The organism is Streptomyces subrutilus, from assembly GCF_008704535.1.
Taxonomy (GTDB): Bacteria; Actinomycetota; Actinomycetes; order Streptomycetales; family Streptomycetaceae; genus Streptomyces; species Streptomyces subrutilus.
Window position 1 is genome coordinate 3,759,580 of record NZ_CP023701.1, and the last position, 17,958, is coordinate 3,777,537.

Genomic DNA, 17,958 nt, shown 5'->3' on the forward strand with positions numbered 1-17,958 from the left:
GGACAAACTGGCGGCGGGGCCCTGGGATGGGTGCAGGACGTCCAGGAGAGGGAGGCATCGGGCAATGCCGGATGAACAAATGGCCGGAGCGGGCTCCGCACCGGCCGCGCCGGGCGGCGCGCAGGGCGCACCCGGGACCCCGCCGGTGCCGCCCCGCCCGCTGGACCCGATCGACCGGTCGATCATGCGCCTGCTCCAGGCGGACGGCCGCGCGTCGATACGGTCGGTGGCCGAGCAGGTGCACGTCTCGCGCGCGAACGCCTACGCGCGGATCAACCGGCTCATCGACGACGGGGTGATCCGCGGGTTCACCGCCCGCGTCGACCACGAACGGGCCGGTCAGGGCGCCTCCGCCTACATCACGCTGAAGATCGTCCAGAACTCCTGGCGCACGGTCCGCGAGCAGCTGCGCGAGCTCCCGGGCGCCGCCCACATCGCCCTGGTCAGCGGGGACTTCGACGTCCTGCTCCTGGTGCACACCCCGGACAACCGCACCCTGCGCGAACTGGTCCTCACCCGCCTCCAGTCCATCCCCGAGGTGCTCTCGACGCGCACCCTGCTGGTGTTCGAGGAGACGGATCTGCTGGCGCCGGGCCCCGGCCCCGGCCTGCCCCCCGGAACGACGATCACGGAGGAGTAGGCCGTCCGGGTCACGGACGCCGCGCACCGGCCCGTGCAGCGCCGGTGCGCGGGCCGGCCCCGACGGCGCGCGGTCCGGCACCGCGCGGGGCCGGCCCGTGCGCCGGTCAGCCGCGGTTCGTGCGCAGGCCGTCGAGGGCCATGCCGACCACCGCGTCGGCGAGCTGGTCCCGGCTCGTGCCCGGGTGCGGGCGGTACCACTCGACCAGCGAGTTCACCATGCCGAAGAGCAGCCGGGTGGCGAGCCGGATGTCCACGTCCCCCCGCAGGTCGCCGTCGGCCGCGGCGGCCTTCAGCAGCTCGGCCACCTGCTGGTCGAACTCGCGGCGCCGCTCCAGGGCCCAGCGCTCGGTGCGGGTGTTGCCCCGTACCCGCAGCAGCAGGGTCACGTACGGCAGTTCGCCGACCAGCACCTCCACCGTGCGCCGGGTGACGTACTCGACGCGCTCGACCGCGCGGCCCCGTACCGCCCCGGGCTCCTCAAGGACGGCGAACAGGCCGTCCAGGGCGCGGCTGACGGCGCGCCGCAGCAGCTCCTCCTTGCCCGCCACGTGGTGGTAGATGGAGGACTTCGAGATGCCGGCGGCCTTGGAGAGATGCTCCATCGACGTGCCGTCGTAGCCGCGCTCGTTGAAGACCTGGACCGCGACGGCCAGCAGGGTCTCCGGTGTGTAGGTGTCCCGCTTGGCCGTGGTCACCGCACCTCCCCCTCCTCGTCCCCGTCGCCCTCGTAGCCGAGCTTGAACAGCGCCAGGGACGGAGCGTACCGGCCGCCGGGACAGCGTTCGTCCAGGTGGTGCAGCAGGTCGTAGGCCCAGTCGCGGCCGAGGCGCTCGTGCCATGCGGTCGGCCCCAGCGGGTAGTTGACGCCCAGGCGCATCGCGGTGTCGATGTCCTCGGCGGCGGCCACGCCGCGGGCGACGGCGTCGGCGGTGAGGTCGATCAGCATCGCCACGGTCCGGGCGACGATCATGCCGGGGACGTCGCCGATGACGGAGACGTGCTTGCCGAGCTTCTGGAAGAGGCCGACGGCCTCCGCGAGGGTCCGCGCGCTGGTGTCGGCGCTCGCGGAGAGCGCGATCCGGGTGCAGCCGCGGTAGTCCAGCGCGAGGTCGAAGTAGACGACGTCGGAGAACTCCACGGAGGTCTTGCCGTCCGCGAGCACCAGCTGGCCCTCGCCGGGCAGCTGGATGTACGGGCCCCCGTGCGCGGTGGCGGTGACCGCGATCCCGGCCTCCTCCAGCAGCTCGGTCAGCCCGGCGGCGGGCCCGAGGTCCCCGACGACGGTCACCGCCTCCGGCGCCTCCTCGGGCCCGGCGGTGTGCGGGGCGGGGACCGGGGCGTCCGGGCCGTACGGGAACCAGCCGTGGCCCGACTTCCGGCCGAGCCGGCCCGACTGGACCAGCCGGCGCTGGGCCAGGGAGGGGGTGAACTTGGGGCCGCGGAAGAAGGACTCCCACACCGAGCGGGTCACGGCCTCGTTGACGTCCTGCCCGATCAGGTCGGTCAGGGCGAAGGGGCCCATCTTGAAGCCGCCGCTCTCGCGCAGCACGGCGTCGATGGTGGCCGGGGCGGCCCCCTGCTCCTCGTACACCGCGAAGGCCTCGGCGTAGAAGGGCCGGGCGATCCGGTTGACGATGAAGCCGGGGGTGTCCGCGCAGCGCACCGGCGTCTTGCCCCAGCCCAGGACCGTCTCGTACGCGAGGTCGGCCGCCGCCCGGTCGGTGGCGAACCCGCTGACCACCTCGACGAGCGGGAGCAGCGGCGCCGGGTTGAAGAAGTGCAGGCCGAGGAAGCGGCCGGGGTGCGCGAGGCCGGCGGCGAGCTCGGTGACGGACAGCGAGGAGGTGTTGGTGGCCAGCAGCGCGTCCGGCGCGACCACCTGCTCCAGCGCCTGGAAGAGCGCCCGCTTGACGGCGGCGTCCTCGACGACCGCCTCGACGACCAGGGCCGCTCCTGCCAGGTCGGAGAGGGCGGCGGCCGGATCGACGCGGGCGACCGCGGCCTCGGCCGCGGCGGGGTCGAGGCGGCCCTTGGCGGCCATCCGCTCGACGCGGTCCTGCACGATGCCGACGCCGTCGGCGGCGAGCGCTGCGTTGATGTCGTAGATCAGCACGCGGTGACCTGCGAGGAGGGCGACCTGGGCGATGCCCTGGCCCATGGTGCCGGCCCCGATGACCGCCACGGTCCGGGAGCGCTCGATTCCTGTCATGACCCGATCCTCCCGCACCGACTTATCCACAGGCCGGTCGGGCCCTCTTGTCCCGACCGATCGTTCGGTTACTCTAACTCCCGTCTGCTCTCCTTCGCCCGGCTCAACGAGGAGTTGGTCCCTGATGGCCGCCGAACTCACCGTCCCCCAGCTGTCCGCCACGCACCGGCCCACCCTGGACCAGGCCCTGTCGGCGATCCGCAGCCGCGCCTACTGGTCCCCGCACCCCGAGCACCCCAAGGCGTACGGCGAGACCGCGCCGGCCGACGGGCTCGCCGCCTTCGAGGCCCTGCGCGGCACCCGGTTCGACCTGGACCAGCCCGGCACGGACGGCTGGACGGGCGGCGAGGTGTCGCCGTACGGCCCGGAGCTCGGCGTCGCGTACCCGCACGCCGACCCCGAGGTGCTGCTGCCCGCCATGCGGGCCGGCATGGGCGCCTGGCGCGACGCCGGACCCGAGACGCGCGCCCTGGTCTGCATCGAGATCCTGTCGCGCATCTCCGCCCGCACCCACGAGTTCGCGCACGCCGTCATGCACACCAGCGGCCAGGCCTTCATGATGGCCTTCCAGGCCGGCGGCCCGCACGCCCAGGACCGCGGCCTGGAGGCGGTGGCCTACGCGTACGAGGAGCAGACCCGCGTGCCCGGCCGGGCCGACTGGTCCAAGCCGCAGGGCAAGAAGGACCCGCTGGAGCTCGGCAAGACCTTCACGGCCGTCCCGCGCGGCATCGCCCTGATGATCGGCTGCAACACCTTCCCCACCTGGAACGGCTACCCGGGGCTCTTCGCCTCCCTGGCCACCGGCAACCCGGTCCTGGTCAAGCCGCACCCGCGGGCCGTGCTCCCGCTCGCGCTGACCGTGCGGGTCGCGCGGGAGGTGCTCGCCGAGGCCGGCTTCGACCCCAACCTGGTGGCGCTGGCCGTGGAGCGCCCGGGCGAGGGCATCGCGAAGTCCCTGGCGGTGCGCCCCGAGATCAAGCTGATCGACTACACCGGCTCCACGGAGTTCGGCGACTGGCTGGAGGCCAACGCCCGACAGGCGCAGGTCTACACGGAGAAGGCCGGCGTCAACACCGTCGTCCTGGACTCCACCGACGACTACCGGGGGATGCTGTCCAACCTGGCGTTCTCGCTGTCCCTCTACAGCGGCCAGATGTGCACCACCCCGCAGAACCTGCTGATCCCGCGCGAGGGCATCGCCACGGACGCCGGCCACAAGTCGTACGACGAGGTCGTGGCCGACCTCGCGGCCTCGGTCGGCGGCCTGCTCGGCGACGACGCCCGGGCCAACGCGCTGCTGGGCGCCCTGGTCAACCCGGACGTCAAGAGCCGGCTGGAGGCCGCCGCCTCCCTCGGCGAGGTGGCCCTGGCCTCCCGCGAGGTGGTGAACCCGGAGTTCCCGGACGCGGTGGTGCGCACGCCGGTCGTGGTCAAGCTGGACGCGTCCAAGCCCGACCCGGACGCGGCCTACCTCTCGGAGTGCTTCGGCCCGGTCTCCTTCGCGGTGGCCGTGGACTCCACGGCGGACGGGCTGGAGCTGCTGCGCCGGACGGTCCGCGAGAAGGGCGCGATGACCGTCGGCGCGTACACGACGTCCGCGGACACCGAGCGGGCGATCGAAGAGGTCTGTCTGGAGGAGTCGGCGCAGCTCTCGCTGAACCTGACCGGCGGGGTGTTCGTCAACCAGACGGCGGCCTTCTCCGACTTCCACGGCTCCGGCGGCAACCCGGCGGCGAACGCGGCCCTGTGCGACGGGGCGTTCGTGGCCAACCGCTTCCGGGTGGTGGAGGTCCGCCGCCAGGCCTGAGCCGGAACACCGTGACGTCAGGCCTTGGGGCGGGCCGTCAGGCCTTCGGGCCGCCCCAGTGGAAGAGGGCCATGGCGACGCTCGTGGCCAGGTTGTAGCTGGAGACCTGCGGGCGCATCGGCAGCGAGACCAGGTGGTCGGCGCGCGCCCGCAGCTCGGGCGAGATGCCGTGGCGCTCGGAGCCGAAGGCCAGCAGGGCGTCGTCGGGGAGGGTGAGGGCGCGGATGTCCTCGCCCTCCGGGTCGAGGGCGTACAGCGGCCCCGGCGGCAGCTCCGCCAGCTCGACCCGGTCCACGGTGGTCGCGTAGTGGAGCCCGGCCCCGGCCCGGACCACGTGCGGGTGCCAGGGGTCGAGGTCGCCCCGGGTCACCACGCCGGTGGCGCCGAAGCCCGCGGCGAGGCGGACGACGGCTCCGACGTTGCCGAGGTTGCGGGGGTTGTCGAGGACGACCACCGGCGCGGGACGCGGCAGCCGGCCGAGCGCGGCCCGTCCGGCCTCCCGGTCGGGCCGCGCGGCGAGGGCGGCGACCCCGGTGGGGTGCACGCGCGGCAGCAGTTCCTTCAGCGGCGCCCGCCGCACCAGCCGGGCCACCTCCGCCCCGACGTCCGGGGCCAGCCCGTCGGCGAGGGCCCGTACCGCGTCGGGGTCGTCGGCGACGGCCAGGCGCACGTCCGCCCCGAAGCGCAGGGCGTGCTTCAGCGCGTGGAACCCGTCCAGCAGGACGAGATCGCCCTGCCCGGCCGCCTCCCGCCACTGCCGCACCGCCGCGTCCGGGCCCGGCGCCGCGTCCGGGCCCGCCGCCGCGGCCCGTCTCACCGGCGCGTCCGGGCCCGCCGTTCGCCGCTCCGCCGCGGGCCGCTCCTCCGTCGGCCGCCCGGGTCCCGGCCCGTGTCGGTGCCCCTGCTCGCGCGCCTGCTGCCCCTGCTCGTCCATGCCCCGACCCTACGGCCGCCCGGACCCTCGGCCGCCCCGCGTCGGGGCCGCCCGAGGTCAGCCGGGGTCACCGGGGGACGGGGCTGGGGCGCGGCTCCGGTTCGCCCTGGGCCGGCAGCGGTGCGGCCGGCCCGTCCGCCGGCGGCCCCGCCCGCCGCCGTCCGGGCCGGAGCGCGGTGAAGCGGCCCCCGAGCCACAGCAGGAAGGCGGTCGGGAGGAAGACGGCATCGGCGGTGATCATCGCCATCGAGAAGAACGGCAGGCCCAGCAGGACCGCGATCCCGGCGTGCTCCAGCATCATCACGGCCAGCAGCACGTTCTTGAGCCGCCGGTTGAACAGCGTGAAGGGGAACGCGACCTGCACCGCGACCGTCCCGTACGACAGCAGCATCACCAGCGTTCCGCTGCTCGCCAGCAGCGCCGACAGCCCGGGCCACGGGGTGAAGTAGTCCAGCCCCAGCGGGTAGTAGAGGGCCGTCCCGTCCTGCCAGCGCGAACCCTGGATCTTGTACCAGCCGGCCGTCGCGTAGATCAGGCACACCTCGCCCATGATCACCAGCATCCCGGCGTTGTGCAGCAGGTTCGCCAGGACGTCGAGCGCCGCCCGCCCCTCCCCGCGCGGTTCGTAACGGTCGGCCATCCACCACAGCGCGGCGACCACCCACAGCGCCGCGAAGGCCGCGAGCCAGCCCGTGGTGAAGCGCCCCGTCGCCGCGCCGTACGCGAAGACCGCCCCCAGCACGCCCCACAGCACCGGCCCGGCCGCGCCGGCGGTCGCCGCGCCGCGCCGGCGGGCCCGGCGCGCGTCCAGCGACCACACCTGCGCGCACCGGGTCACGACCAGGTACATCGCCATCAGGTGGATGACGTTGTCCCCGCCGTCCCCCATGAAGACGCTGCGGTTCTGCAGCGACAGCACGCCGATCATGAAGACCACCGAGGTGGCCCGGGTGCGCCAGCCCAGCAGCAGGCCCACGCTCGCCAGTGCCGAGAGCGCGTAGACGGCCTCGAACCACAGGTGCGCGTCCGACCACATCAGCACGGTGAAGGCCCGGTTCGAGGCGATCAGCCGCTCGGCCAGGCCGAAGCTCCACGGACCGTCCGGCCCGTACAGCTCGGCCCGGTGAGGGAACTCCCGGATCAGGAAGAAGAGCCAGGTGCCGGCGAAGCCGATGCGGATCACGGCGCTCTGGTACGGCCCCAGGGCCCGCCCGGAGACCTCCGCCAGCGCCCGCCCCGCCGAGGCCCTCAGCCTCCTCACGCCGTCCACCACGACAGCTCCCGGTAGTACGTCCGGGTGTCGGTCTTCTCGTCGCTCCACGGCGGCGCGGCCACCGCCGTGGTCGCCGAGCGCAGCTGGATCCGCAGGATGTGGCCGCCCCGGTGCTCGGGGCGGATGCGGTCCAGCGCGATCCGCCGCAGGTACTCCTCGGACAGCTCGCCCCGCTCGCCGTCGGGCTTGTCGTCCTCGCCGTGCGAGCCCGTGAAGAAGTCCCAGGCCCGCCGCAGCTCGTTCTGCTCGGTGTGGCTCGGGAGCAGGCTGTGCCGGATGGCCGCGCCGTCCTCGGCGGACAGGTCGCGCCAGCCGGTGGTGACCAGCTCGCCGCCCGCGGTCCGCACCTGCGCCCGCGCCTCGACCGCGATGTTCTGCTGGAGCGGGTTGGGGGCGAAGAGCTTCCAGTTCTGTTCGAACTCGGGATAGATCCAGCCGTCGATCGTCCGCGCGTGCTGCCGGCTCACCGTGTTGGCGGGGGCGACGTGCAGGAAGACGAAGGCCAGGTGGGAGCAGGCCGCCACGGCCAGTGCGCCCAGGGCCAGGGCCGCGACGACCCGGTACGGGGTGCCGAGACCGGCGATCCCGGCCCGCCTCGGCGGCGCCGGAGCGGCGTCCTCGGCGGCCGCCTGCTCGTTCGAATCCATCCCGCCCCGATCATCCGGTGTCCACAGGGTTGACCACAGAGGTTGACACCCTACGGGCCGCAGACCCACCATTGAAGACGATGAACCGAACGATCGGTCGGTCGGGCGGACGGCAGATTCAGGCAGGGGGCCGGGATGGTGGCAGTGACCCCGGAGACGGGACAGGACAGGGCCCTCGGGCAACTGGCCGCGGCGTTCGACGCGGCCGTGGCGGCGGACGAGCGCGTCGAGCCGCGCGACTGGATGCCCGAGGCGTACCGCGCTTCCCTCGTCCGCCAGATGGCGCAGCACGCCCACTCCGAGATCATCGGCATGCAGCCCGAGGCCAACTGGATCACCCGCGCGCCCTCGCTGCGCCGCAAGGCGATCCTGATGGCCAAGGTGCAGGACGAGGCCGGGCACGGCCTCTACCTGTACAGCGCGGCCGAGACCCTCGGCACCAGCCGTGACGAGCTGCTCGACAAGCTCCACGCGGGCAGGCAGAAGTACTCCTCGATCTTCAACTACCCGACGCTGACCTGGGCCGACGTCGGTGCGATCGGCTGGCTCGTGGACGGCGCGGCGATCACCAACCAGGTGCCGATCTGCCGCTGCTCGTACGGCCCCTACGCCCGGGCGATGGTCCGGATCTGCAAGGAGGAGTCCTTCCACCAGCGCCAGGGGTACGAGCTGCTCCTCGCCCTCTCGAAGGGCACCGAGCAGCAGCACGCGATGGCGCAGGACGCGGTGGACCGCTGGTGGTGGCCCTCCCTGATGATGTTCGGCCCGCCCGACGACGAGTCGGCCCACTCGGCGCAGTCGATGGCCTGGCGGATCAAGCGGCACACCAATGACGAGCTGCGCCAGCGCTTCGTGGACATCGCCGTGCCGCAGGCCGCCTCGCTCGGCCTGACCCTGCCCGACCCGGACCTGAAGTGGAACGAGGAGCGCGGGCACCACGATTTCGGCGCCATCGACTGGGCCGAGTTCTGGGACGTGCTCAAGGGCAACGGCCCGTGCAACGAGGAGCGGATCGGCCAGCGGCGCCGGGCCCACGAGGAAGGCGCCTGGGTGCGCGACGCGGCCTCGGCGCACGCGGAGAAGACCGCGCGCCGGAGCGCGGCGCGGAAGACCGGACAGAGCGAGGAGGCACGGGCATGACGCAGAACTGGCCGCTGTGGGAGGTGTTCGTGCGTTCGCGGCGCGGCCTCTCGCACACGCACGCGGGAAGCCTGCACGCCCCGGACGCGGAGATGGCCCTGCGCAACGCCCGCGACCTCTACACGCGGCGCGGCGAGGGCATCTCGATCTGGGTGGTGCCCTCCACCGAGATCACCGCGTCCTCGCCGGACGAGCGGGACCCGTTCTTCGCGCCGTCGGCCGACAAGCCGTACCGGCACCCCACCTTCTACGACATCCCGGAGGGGGTGAGCCACCTGTGACCGGCACCGACACCACCGCCGACACCACCGCCGCCGTCCCCCGTGCGGCGGCCGCCCCCCTCGCCGCGGGCGCGGCCCGGGCCGCCGCGCTGTCGCTCGGGGACGACGCCCTGATCCTCTCCCACCGGCTCGGCGAGTGGGCGGGCCACGCCCCGGTGCTGGAGGAGGAGGTCGCCCTCGCGAACATCGCGCTCGACCTGCTCGGCCAGGCCCGCATCCTGCTCTCCCTGGTGGGCGACGAGGACGAGCTGGCGTTCCTGCGCGAGGAGCGCTCCTTCCGCAACCTCCAGCTGGTCGAGCAGCCGAACGGCGACTTCGCCCACACCATCGCCCGCCAGCTGTACTTCTCGCTCTACCAGCACGAGCTGTACGCAGAACTGGCCGGCGGGGACGGCCCGTTCGCACCGCTCGCGGCCAAGGCGGTCAAGGAGACCGCCTACCACCGCGACCACGCCGAGCAGTGGACCCTGCGGCTCGGCGACGGCACCGACGAGAGCCGGCGCCGCATGCGGGCCGCGCTGGACGCGCTGTGGAAGTACACCGGCGAGATGTTCCGGCCGGTGGCGGGGCTGGACGGCGTGGACCCGGCCGCCCTGGAGGCCCGCTGGCTGGCCGCGTTGACGGACGTACTGGAGCGGGCCGGGCTCGCCCTGCCCGAGGTCCCGCGCACGGGCGCCTGGGCGGCCGGGGCCGGGCGGCAGGGCCTGCACACCGAGCCGTTCGGCCGGCTCCTGGCCGAGATGCAGCACCTGCACCGCAGCCACCCGGGCGCGTCGTGGTGACCGGGACCACCGGGCCCCGCGCCCCGGCCGGGACCTCCGCCGCAGCGGCGACGGCCGCGACGACCCGGCTGGAGGCCGAGCTGGCCGCCCTCGCCGGCTCCGTGCCCGATCCCGAGCTGCCCGTGCTCACCCTCGCCGAGCTGGGCGTCGTACGCGGCGTGCGGATGGGCGAGGACGGCGCCGCCGAGGTCACCCTCACCCCCACCTACACCGGCTGCCCCGCCATCGAGGCCATGTCCTGCGACATCGAGCGGGTCCTGCACGACCACGGCATACCGGACGTGCGGGTGAAGACCGTGCTGGCCCCCGCCTGGTCCACGGACGACATCACCGCCGAAGGACGCCGCAAGCTCGCCGAGTTCGGCATCGCGCCGCCCCGCCCCCACGCGGCCGACGGGCCCGTCCCCCTCTCCCTCTCGGTGCGCTGCCCCCACTGCGGGTCCACCGACACCGAGCTGCTCAGCCGCTTCTCCTCCACCGCGTGCAAGGCGCTGCGCCGCTGCGTCGCCTGCCGCGAACCGTTCGACCACTTCAAGGAGCTGTAGATGGCCGAGGCACCCCGGCCGGCCGCCCGGCACGGCGCGTTCCACCCGCTCACGGTGGCCTCGGTCGAGCGCCTCACCGACGACGCGGTGGCGCTGGTCCTGCGGGTACCCGAGGCGCTGCGCGAGGAGTACCGGCACGCACCCGGCCAGCACCTGACCCTGCGCCGGCCCGCGGCCGACGGGCCCGAGGTCCGGCGCACCTACTCGATCTGCTCCGTGGCCCCCGCGCCCGACGGCCCGGGCCCGCTGCTGCTGCGGGTCGGGGTGCGGCTGGTGGAGGGCGGCGCGTTCTCCACCTTCGCCCACAAGGAGATCGCCGCCGGGGACGTGCTGGACGCCATGGTGCCGGCCGGGCGGTTCGTGCTCGACCCGGCCGCCGCCCCGGCCGGCGGGTACTACGCGGCGATCGTCGGCGGCAGCGGGATCACCCCCGTGCTGTCCATCGCGGCGACCCTGCTGGCCGCCCGGCCCGACGTACGGTTCTGCCTCGTGCGCAGCGACCGCACCGCCGCGTCGACGATGTTCCTGGACGAGGTCGCGGACCTGAAGGACCGCTACCCGGCCCGCTTCCAGCTCGTGACGGCGCTCTCCCGCGAGGAGCAGGAGGCCGGTCTGCCGTCCGGCCGGCTCGACGGGGAGCGGCTGACCGCCCTGCTGCCCGCGCTGCTGCCGGTGACCGCGGTGACGGGCTGGTTCCTGTGCGGTCCGTACGGCCTGGTGCAGGGGGCGGAGCGGGCGCTGGGCGCGCTCGGCGTGGCCCGGTCCCGGGTGCACGAGGAGATCTTCCACGTCGAGGACGCGGCGGCTCCGGCCCCCGTCGCCGCCGCGGCCGCTCCCGCGGCGGGGCGGGTCACGGCGCGGCTCGACGGCCGCTCCGGGACCTGGCCGGTCCGCGAGGGCGAGTCGCTGCTGGACGCGGTGCTGCGCAACCGCGCCGACGCCCCCTACGCCTGCAAGGGCGGCGTCTGCGGCACCTGCCGGGCCTTCGTGGTGGCCGGCGAGGTCCGGATGGAGCGCAACTTCGCGCTGGAGGCGGAGGAGACCGAGGCCGGGTTCGTGCTGGCCTGCCAGTCGCGTCCGGTGACGGAGGAAGTGGAGATCGACTTCGACCGCTGATCCGGCCGTCCTCCCCGCCCCTGTCCAATTTCAGGAACATGTTCTATCTTGACGCTCCGTCAGGGCAGGATCCACCGGGTGTGCGCGGGAGGACAGGCAGTGGACTTCACCTTCACCGAGGAACAGCAGGCCGCCGTCGAAGCGGCGAAGGCCGTCTTCGCGGACGTCGCACCCGACGGCGTGCCCAGCCCCGCCCTCACCCCGGGGGCGGTGGCCGAGGACTTCGACCGGCCGCTGTGGGCCCGCCTCGCCTCCTGCGACCTGCTGGGCCTGGTCGTCGCGGAGGAGCACGGCGGAGCGGGCCTCGACGCCATCGCCCTGTGCCTGGTGCTGCGCGAGGCCGCCCGGGTGCTGGCCCGGGTGCCGCTGCTGGAGCACTGTGCGACGGCCATGGCCGTCCAGGCCCACGGCGGGCCCGAGCTGGCCGCCGCCCTGCTGCCCGACGCCGCCCGCGGCGCGCTCGTCCTCACCGCCGCCGCGCACGGCCGATCCGGCCACGATCCGGCCGAACTCGCCGTCACCGCCCGCCGCGACGGCGCGGACTGGACCCTGACCGGCATCCAGACCGCCGTCCCCTGGGCGCACACCGCCGACTGGATCGCCGTACCGGCCCACACGGGGGAGGGGGAGGCGGTCCTCGCGCTCGTCCCGCGCACCACGGCCGGCCTGGGCCTCGCCGAGCAGTGCTCCACCAGCGGCGAGCGCCTCGCCGAACTGACCCTGGACGGGGTGCGGGTACCGGCCGCGCACCTCATCGACGCCCCGGGCGCCTGGGACGCGCTGCGCGGACTCCTGACCATCGGGACCTGCGCCCTCGCGCTCGGCCTCGGCGAGAACGTCCTCGCCATGACCGGCCAGTACACCGGCAAGCGCGAGCAGTTCGGCTTCCCGGTGGCCACCTTCCAGGCCGTCGCCGTCCAGGCCGCCGACCGCTACATCGACCTGCGCGCGATGGAGGTCACCCTCTGGCAGGCGGCCTGGCGGCTCGACGCCGCCACCGGCGGAGCGGGCGGCCCGCTGCCCAGCGCCGGCGACGTGGCGGTCGCCAAGATCTGGGCCTCGGAGGGGGTGCGCCGGGTGGTGCAGACCGCCCAGCACCTGCACGGCGGCATGGGCGCCGACACCGACTACCCGTTGCACCGCTACCACGCGTGGGCCAAGCAACTGGAGCTCCAGCTGGGCCCGGCCGCGGCGCACGAGGAGGCCCTGGGCGACCTGCTGGCCGCCCACCCCCTCGGCTGAGCGGGCGGGCCGCCCCCGCGGCGTTCCGGCGGCGTTCCGGCGGCGTCTAGAGGACGAAGGCCGGGGTCCCGTCGTCCGTGACCATCGGACGCCCGGCGCCGTCCCACGCCTGCATCCCGCCGTCGATGTTGACGGCGTCGACGCCCTGGCGCACGAGGTACTGGGTGACCTGCGCGGAGCGCCCGCCCACCCGGCACATCACGTGCACCCGGCGGCCGTCCTCGACGGCCTCGGTGAACTCGCCGAAGCGGGACACGAACTCGCTCATCGGAATGTGCAGAGCGCCCTCGACGTGGCCGGCCGCCCACTCGTCGTCCTCGCGGACGTCCAGGACGAAGCCTTCGGAGGGCACCGCGGCGGCGTCCACCGAGGGAAGCGGTCCGAAGTTCATGCGTGGCCTTCTCTCATCGCGGATGGGGAGGCCAAACCTATCCGACGGCGCCGCCCACCCCGGCCGGGGCGGCCGGAGCGGCCGCGGCGGCCGGCTCGCCGGCCCCGCACCGCCCCGGCCGGTGCCGCTCCCGCTGCCTGTGCCGCTGCCGCTGCCGGGTCCACCGTCCTACGGGGCGGTGAACGCCGCCAGCTCGGCCTCGCGCTCGGACACCCGCGCCAGCAGCTGTTCCGCGATCTCCTCCAGCAGCCGGTCCGGGTCGTCCGGGGCCATCCTGAGCATCGACCCGATCGCGCTGTCCTCCAGCTCCCGGGCCACCAGCGCCAGCAGCTCCTTGCGGCGCGAGAGCCACTCCAGCCGGGCGTACAGCTCCTCGCTCTCGCCCGGCTCGGGCTCCTCCGGCGCCGGACCGGCCGCCCACTCCTCGGCCAGCTCGCGCAGCAGCTGCTCCTCGCCGCGCCCGTACGCCGCGTTGACCCGCGCGATGAAGGCGTCCCGCCGCTCGCGCTCCGGCTCGTCCTGGGCCAGGTCCGGGTGCGCCTGCCGGACCAGCTCGCGGTAGAGCCGTCGCACCTCCTCCGAGGGCCGCACCCGCTGCGGCGGCCGCACCGGGCGGTCGGTGAGCATCGCACCCGCGTCGTCCGCGATCCCGTCGGAGCCCATCCAGTCGTGGAACAGCTCGTCGACCCCGGGCATCGGCATCACCAGCGCGCGGGCCTCGTGCGCCCGCCGCAGGTCCTCCGGGTCACCGGTGCCGGCCGCCTTCGCCTCGGCGATCAGCGCGTCCAGCTCGTCGAGGCGCGAGTACATCGGGCCGAGCTTCTGGTGGTGCAGCCGGGAGAAGTTCTCCACCTCCACCCGGAAGGTCTCCACCGCGATCTCGAACTCGATCAGTGCCTGTTCCGCCGCCCGGACGGCCCGCTCCAGACGCGCTTCGGGACGCTCCTCGGCGCCACCCCCCGCCCGCCCCTCGGCGAAGGCCCCGGAGTCACCGGGTACGGACTGCTCGGGCTGCTCGGACTGCTCGGTGTGCTCGCTCACCCGGCCAGCCTACGGCCCGCACGGCCGGCCGCCGGAGCCGTGTTTCACGTGAAACGTCCGGGGCGGTGTTTCACGTGAAACACCGCCCCGGACGGACCCGCGCTCAGACCCCGGACTCCGCCGCCACCCGGCCGGCCCGTACGGCCGCCACCAGGTCCGCGTGGTCCGCCTCGGTCCGGTCGGCGTAGGCCACCGCGAAGCCGGCCATCGCCTCGTCCAGCTCCGCGTTCTTCCCGCAGTACCCCGCGAGCAGTCGCGGGTCCACGCTGTGCGCGTGTGCCCGGGCCAGCAGGGCGCCGGTCATCCGCCCGTAGTCGTCGATCTGGTCCACGGCCAGCGCCGCCGGGTCGACGCTGCCCTTGCGGTTGCGGAACTGCCGCACCTGGAAGGGCCGGCCCTCCACCGTGGTCCAGCCGAGCATGATGTCGGAGACCACCTGCATCCGCTTCTGGCCGGCCACCACACGGCGCCCCTCGTGCTCCGGCGGCGGCGCCGGGAAGCCCAGGGCGGGCAGGTACGGCAGCAGCACCGAGGGCCTGGCCTCCTTGACCTGGAGCACCAGCGGCTCGCCCCGGTGGTCCAGCAGCAGCACCACGTACGACCGCGTGCCGACGCTGCCGGTGCCCACCACCCGGAAGGCCACGTCGTGGATCGCGTACCGGGCCAGCAGCGGCAGCCGGTCTCCGGTCAACGTCTCCAGGTACGGGCCGAGCGAGGCCGCCACGGCCGCCGCCTCCGCGTCACCGACCCTGCGCAGCACGGGCAGGGCGTCGACGAACCGGCAACTCCCGTCCTCCGCGGGCGCGGTGGACCGGGCCGCGAACCGGGCGGAGGTGTTGTTGCGGGCCTTCTGCGAGACCCGCTCCAGGGTGCCCAGCAGGTCACGGGCGTCGGCGTGCGAGACCAGCTCCTCGTCCGCGATGGCGTTCCAGGCGTCCATGGCCGGCAGCTTCGACAGCAGCCTCATGGTCCGCCGGTAGGCGCCCACCGCGTCCAGCGCGGCCGCCCGGCAGGTGTCCTCGTCGGCCCCGGCGACCCGCCCCGCGAGCACCAGCGAGGTCGCCAGCCGCTTCACGTCCCACTCCCACGGCCCGAAGACGGTCTCGTCGAAGTCGTTCAGGTCGATGACGAGTTCACCGCGGACGTCCCCGTACAGACCGAAGTTCGCCGCGTGCGCGTCACCGCAGATCTGCGCGCCGACCCCGGTCACCGGACCGCCCGACAGGTCGTGGGCCATCAGTCCCGCCGCCCCGCGCAGGAACGCGAAGGGGTTAGCCGCCATCCGCCCCACCCGTATCGGGGTCAGCCCGGCCACCCTGCCGACGTTCGACTCCTCCACCGCCCGTACGGCGTCCGGCCGGTCGGCCGGTGCCTCGAACCGCGCGTGCGCCGAACGCGGCACCCGCGTACGCAATTCCTTGCCGGCCCCCTTGGGCGATGCCTCCGCCACTCTCGGCGCGAAACCCGCCACCTCCGGTATCCGCTGCCCCGTCCCCGCCGCCATGTGCGCCGCCCCCACCCGTACGTTCGATCGCCTGAAGAACGGGCTGACCGTACCTACAGCCCGGCGTCCCTGGCCAGCAGTGCCGCCTGCACCCGGTTCTCGCAGCCCAGCTTGGCCAGGATGCGGCTCACGTACGTCTTCACGGTGGCCTCGCTCATGTGCAGCCGCCGTCCGGCGTCCGCGTTCGACAGGCCCTCGCCCAGCAGCGCCAGCACCCCGCGCTCCCGTTCGCTGAGCTCCGCCACCTGCCGGCGGGCCTCCTCGCCGCGCACCGCGGCCCTCCCCGAGGCGAGCTGGTCCACGACGTGCCGCGTCGCCCCGGGTGAGAGGTACGCGTCGCCGGCCGCGGCCGCCCGGACCGCGCCGATCAACTCGCCCGGCGCCGAGTCCTTCAGCAGGAACCCGGCGCTGCCCTGGCCCAGTGCCCGCAGGACGTTCTCCTTCTCGCCGAAGGTGGTCAGCACCAGCGCCCGGACCCCGGGCACGGCCCGCCCCAGCTCCGCCAACGCCGTCAGGCCGTCCATCACCGGCATCTGGATGTCCAGCAGCACCACGTCGGGCCCGTGCGCGCGGGCCAGGTCGACGGCCTCCCGGCCGTTCGCCGCCTCCGCCACGACCTCGATGTCCGGCGCCGAGGTCAGGATCATCCTGATCCCGGCCCGGATCAGCGGCTCGTCGTCGGCGATCACCACTCTGATCACTTGGGCTGTCACCCGCGCTCCTACTGGTCGACCTCGTACGCCTGCTTGTCCACGAGCTTGCCGTCTGTGAAGCAGAACCGGAAAACCAGGTCCTTCCCCAGCCCGCTGGGCTGGTCCCTCGCCAGCAGGGCCGTGCAGTCCGAGCCCTCCGGCCGGTCCGGCCCCTTCCGCTCCGCGCCCGCGACCAGGAAGCTGCCGCCGCTCGGCAGCCGGTCGCGCACGGTCTTCTCCGGCGCGCCCACCTGCACGGCGTCGAACTCCGCGCGGTCGATCATCGAATCGTCCATCGAGCCCACCAGCAGCGCCACCCCGGCGCCGCCGACGATCACCAGGAGCACCACCGCGGCGAAGGCGATGCCGCAGCCCAGCGCGAAGCCTCCGGTGCGGGTGCGCTCCGGCACGGCGAGCTCCCGGTCCACCACCGACCAGTCCATGGGCGGCACCGCCCTCAGGCCCTGGGCCCGCTGCCCGAAGTCGTCCGCCACCTCCTCGACCCCGGCCGGCTCCGCCCCGTACGGCAGCACGCCCGCCACCCGGAACCCGCCGCCCTCCACCGCGCCCGCGTGCACCATCCCGCCGACCAGCCGGGCCCGTTCGCGCAGCCCCGTCAGCCCCTGCCCGCCCGAGACCACCTCGCCGGCGCCGGGGCCCGCCGCGGGACCGTTGGCGATCTCCACCACCAGCGAGTCGTCCTCGTACCGCAGCTCCACCGCGATCGGGGCCCCCGGCGCGTGCTTGTACGCGTTCGTCAGCCCCTCCTGCACGATCCGGTAGGCGGCGTGGTCGCACGCCGCGGCCAGCGGCCTCGGCTCGCCCGTCACGGTCAGCCGTACGTCCGTCCCCGCGCCCCGCGCCGCCTCCACGACGCCGCCGATCCCGGCGACCCCGCGCGCCGCCGGCTGCGCCGCCTCCTCCACGGGTACCGGTGCCTCGATGCCGTCCCGCAGGATGCCGACCACCTCGCGCAGCTCGTGCATCGCCGCCACGGACGCCTGGCGCAGCACGCCCACCGCTTCGAGCTGCCGGTCGGTGAGGTGCGGGTCCACCTCCAGCGCCCCCGTGTGCACCGAGATCAGCGCCAGTTGGTGGCCCAGGCTGTCGTGCATGTCCTGGGCGATCCGCTGCCGTTCGCGCAGCCGGGCCTGCCCGGCGACCATCGCCCGCTCGCGCAGCAACTGCGCGTTGCGCTCCTGGAGCGCGCTCAGCAGGGTGCGGCGCTGGGACCAGTAGCGGCTGGCGAGGCCCGGGATCACCGTGGTCGCCAGGAACATCAGCGTGGTGAAGATGACCACGAGCAGTGGGCGCATCTGCGACCACTCGTGCAGGACGCCGAGGCCGACCGATGCGAAGAAGGCCAGCGTGAACGCGGCCGCGGCCCGCCCCACCCCGATGATCCGGCGCCCCGCCGACCAGCCCAGCAGCATCGTGACCAGGATCGTGCCGGGCAGGAACGCACCGAGCGCCGCACCCGTCACCAGCGTCGACGCGGGCAGGCGCCGCCGCAGCAGGGTCAGCGCCACCACGACCGCGGCGCTCGCCAGCATCCGGAGCCCGGAGCCGTTGTCGAGCTCCTCGACGCCCAGCCCGACCAGGGCCAGCACCCCGGCGACCACCAGGTCCCCGGCCAGCATCCGCCGGGTCCAGGGCTCCGGGCCCTTCAGCCAGCCCAGCCCCGCACGCGTCCTCGCCATGGCATCCACGGC

At 74.5% G+C, this 17,958-nt stretch carries 18 protein-coding genes; 8 read left to right on the forward strand and 10 right to left on the reverse strand.

The features are described from left to right. The first annotated feature begins 64 nt into the window (after positions 1–64). Positions 65–640: an Lrp/AsnC family transcriptional regulator gene (locus CP968_RS16435; protein ID WP_150518735.1), complete on the forward strand. Its 576-nt coding sequence runs from the start codon at positions 65–67 to the stop codon at positions 638–640. A 106-nt stretch (positions 641–746) separates the two neighbouring features. Here CP968_RS16435 and CP968_RS16440 read toward each other — a convergent pair whose 3' ends face one another. After that, entirely contained in the window at positions 747–1,337 is a 591-nt protein-coding gene (locus CP968_RS16440; RefSeq protein ID WP_150518736.1) for a TetR/AcrR family transcriptional regulator, read from the reverse strand. Further along, positions 1,334–2,851, reverse strand: coding sequence for a 3-hydroxyacyl-CoA dehydrogenase (locus CP968_RS16445; protein ID WP_150518737.1), 1,518 nt, complete (start codon positions 2,849–2,851; stop codon positions 1,334–1,336). Before CP968_RS16445 ends, CP968_RS16440 begins: the two co-directional genes overlap by 4 nt. Positions 2,852–2,975: 124 nt before the next feature. On the opposite strand from CP968_RS16445, the gene paaN reads away from it, so the two are divergent. Beyond that, positions 2,976–4,658, forward strand: a complete 1,683-nt coding sequence (paaN, locus tag CP968_RS16450) for a phenylacetic acid degradation protein PaaN (RefSeq protein WP_150518738.1) — start codon at positions 2,976–2,978, stop codon at positions 4,656–4,658. Positions 4,659–4,695: 37 nt separating this feature from the next. Here the strand turns inward: paaN and CP968_RS16455 are convergent, their stop codons facing one another. The 3 genes from CP968_RS16455 to CP968_RS16465 form a co-directional block, all read right to left on the reverse strand. Next, positions 4,696–5,592 carry a TrmH family RNA methyltransferase gene (locus tag CP968_RS16455; protein ID WP_189828903.1) on the reverse strand — a complete coding sequence of 299 codons (897 nt, stop codon included), beginning with the start codon at positions 5,590–5,592 and terminating at the stop codon, positions 4,696–4,698. 67 nt (positions 5,593–5,659) lie between these two features. Further along, on the reverse strand, positions 5,660–6,853 hold the full coding sequence (locus tag CP968_RS16460; protein ID WP_150518739.1) for an HTTM domain-containing protein: 1,194 nt from the start codon (positions 6,851–6,853) through the stop codon (positions 5,660–5,662). Then, positions 6,850–7,512, reverse strand: coding sequence for a DUF5819 family protein (locus CP968_RS16465; protein ID WP_150518740.1), 663 nt, complete (start codon positions 7,510–7,512; stop codon positions 6,850–6,852). Before CP968_RS16465 ends, CP968_RS16460 begins: the two co-directional genes overlap by 4 nt. 135 nt (positions 7,513–7,647) lie before the next feature. Between CP968_RS16465 and paaA the strand changes: the two genes are divergently transcribed. From paaA to CP968_RS16495, 6 genes are all read left to right on the forward strand, one after another. Further along, positions 7,648–8,652, forward strand: a complete 1,005-nt coding sequence (gene paaA, locus CP968_RS16470; RefSeq protein ID WP_150518741.1) for a 1,2-phenylacetyl-CoA epoxidase subunit PaaA — start codon at positions 7,648–7,650, stop codon at positions 8,650–8,652. After that, positions 8,649–8,933, forward strand: coding sequence for a 1,2-phenylacetyl-CoA epoxidase subunit PaaB (gene paaB / locus CP968_RS16475; RefSeq protein WP_030009045.1), 285 nt, complete (start codon positions 8,649–8,651; stop codon positions 8,931–8,933). Before paaA ends, paaB begins: the two co-directional genes overlap by 4 nt. Continuing rightward, positions 8,930–9,715: a 1,2-phenylacetyl-CoA epoxidase subunit PaaC gene (gene paaC / locus CP968_RS16480; protein WP_373304069.1), complete on the forward strand. Its 786-nt coding sequence runs from the start codon at positions 8,930–8,932 to the stop codon at positions 9,713–9,715. The genes paaB and paaC overlap by 4 nt, the downstream gene beginning before the upstream one ends. Before the next feature lie 68 nt (positions 9,716–9,783). Further along, on the forward strand, positions 9,784–10,260 hold the full coding sequence (gene paaD / locus CP968_RS16485) for a 1,2-phenylacetyl-CoA epoxidase subunit PaaD (protein ID WP_229886412.1): 477 nt from the start codon (positions 9,784–9,786) through the stop codon (positions 10,258–10,260). Beyond that, entirely contained in the window at positions 10,261–11,376 is a 1,116-nt protein-coding gene (locus CP968_RS16490) for a 2Fe-2S iron-sulfur cluster-binding protein (RefSeq protein ID WP_150518743.1), read from the forward strand. It begins immediately after the preceding gene. Positions 11,377–11,475: 99 nt separating this feature from the next. Next, the gene (locus CP968_RS16495; RefSeq protein ID WP_150518744.1) at positions 11,476–12,618 is read left to right on the forward strand and encodes an acyl-CoA dehydrogenase family protein; all 1,143 of its coding nucleotides are present in this window, start codon (positions 11,476–11,478) and stop codon (positions 12,616–12,618) included. A 46-nt stretch (positions 12,619–12,664) separates the two neighbouring features. Here CP968_RS16495 and CP968_RS16500 read toward each other — a convergent pair whose 3' ends face one another. The 5 genes from CP968_RS16500 to CP968_RS16520 all read right to left on the reverse strand — a co-directional run bounded on the left by CP968_RS16500 (position 12,665) and on the right by CP968_RS16520 (position 17,946). Next, positions 12,665–13,009: a rhodanese-like domain-containing protein gene (locus CP968_RS16500; RefSeq protein WP_150518745.1), complete on the reverse strand. Its 345-nt coding sequence runs from the start codon at positions 13,007–13,009 to the stop codon at positions 12,665–12,667. A 168-nt stretch (positions 13,010–13,177) separates the two neighbouring features. Further along, positions 13,178–14,050 carry a J domain-containing protein gene (locus CP968_RS16505; protein WP_150518746.1) on the reverse strand — a complete coding sequence of 291 codons (873 nt, stop codon included), beginning with the start codon at positions 14,048–14,050 and terminating at the stop codon, positions 13,178–13,180. Between the two features lie 103 nt (positions 14,051–14,153). After that, positions 14,154–15,554, reverse strand: coding sequence for a DUF2252 domain-containing protein (locus CP968_RS16510; protein ID WP_150518747.1), 1,401 nt, complete (start codon positions 15,552–15,554; stop codon positions 14,154–14,156). A gap of 53 nt (positions 15,555–15,607) precedes the next feature. After that, on the reverse strand, positions 15,608–16,267 hold the full coding sequence (locus CP968_RS16515) for a response regulator (protein ID WP_150518748.1): 660 nt from the start codon (positions 16,265–16,267) through the stop codon (positions 15,608–15,610). A gap of 8 nt (positions 16,268–16,275) precedes the next feature. Then, positions 16,276–17,946: a sensor histidine kinase gene (locus tag CP968_RS16520; RefSeq protein ID WP_150518749.1), complete on the reverse strand. Its 1,671-nt coding sequence runs from the start codon at positions 17,944–17,946 to the stop codon at positions 16,276–16,278. Between the last annotated feature and the right edge of the window lie 12 nt (positions 17,947–17,958).

What these genes read in the sequence shown, in the direction of transcription:
- CP968_RS16435 (WP_150518735.1), top strand. Translation starts at nt 65, where the DNA reads ATGCCGGATGAACAAATGGCCGGAGCGGGCTCCGCACCGGCCGCGCCG.
- CP968_RS16445 (WP_150518737.1), bottom strand. Translation starts at nt 2,851, where the DNA reads ATGACAGGAATCGAGCGCTCCCGGACCGTGGCGGTCATCGGGGCCGGC.
- paaN (WP_150518738.1), top strand. Translation starts at nt 2,976, where the DNA reads ATGGCCGCCGAACTCACCGTCCCCCAGCTGTCCGCCACGCACCGGCCC.
- CP968_RS16455 (WP_189828903.1), bottom strand. Translation starts at nt 5,592, where the DNA reads ATGGACGAGCAGGGGCAGCAGGCGCGCGAGCAGGGGCACCGACACGGG.
- CP968_RS16465 (WP_150518740.1), bottom strand. Translation starts at nt 7,512, where the DNA reads ATGGATTCGAACGAGCAGGCGGCCGCCGAGGACGCCGCTCCGGCGCCG.
- paaA (WP_150518741.1), top strand. Translation starts at nt 7,648, where the DNA reads ATGGTGGCAGTGACCCCGGAGACGGGACAGGACAGGGCCCTCGGGCAA.
- paaB (WP_030009045.1), top strand. Translation starts at nt 8,649, where the DNA reads ATGACGCAGAACTGGCCGCTGTGGGAGGTGTTCGTGCGTTCGCGGCGC.
- CP968_RS16490 (WP_150518743.1), top strand. Translation starts at nt 10,261, where the DNA reads ATGGCCGAGGCACCCCGGCCGGCCGCCCGGCACGGCGCGTTCCACCCG.
- CP968_RS16500 (WP_150518745.1), bottom strand. Translation starts at nt 13,009, where the DNA reads ATGAACTTCGGACCGCTTCCCTCGGTGGACGCCGCCGCGGTGCCCTCC.
- CP968_RS16510 (WP_150518747.1), bottom strand. Translation starts at nt 15,554, where the DNA reads ATGGCGGCGGGGACGGGGCAGCGGATACCGGAGGTGGCGGGTTTCGCG.
- CP968_RS16520 (WP_150518749.1), bottom strand. Translation starts at nt 17,946, where the DNA reads ATGGCGAGGACGCGTGCGGGGCTGGGCTGGCTGAAGGGCCCGGAGCCC.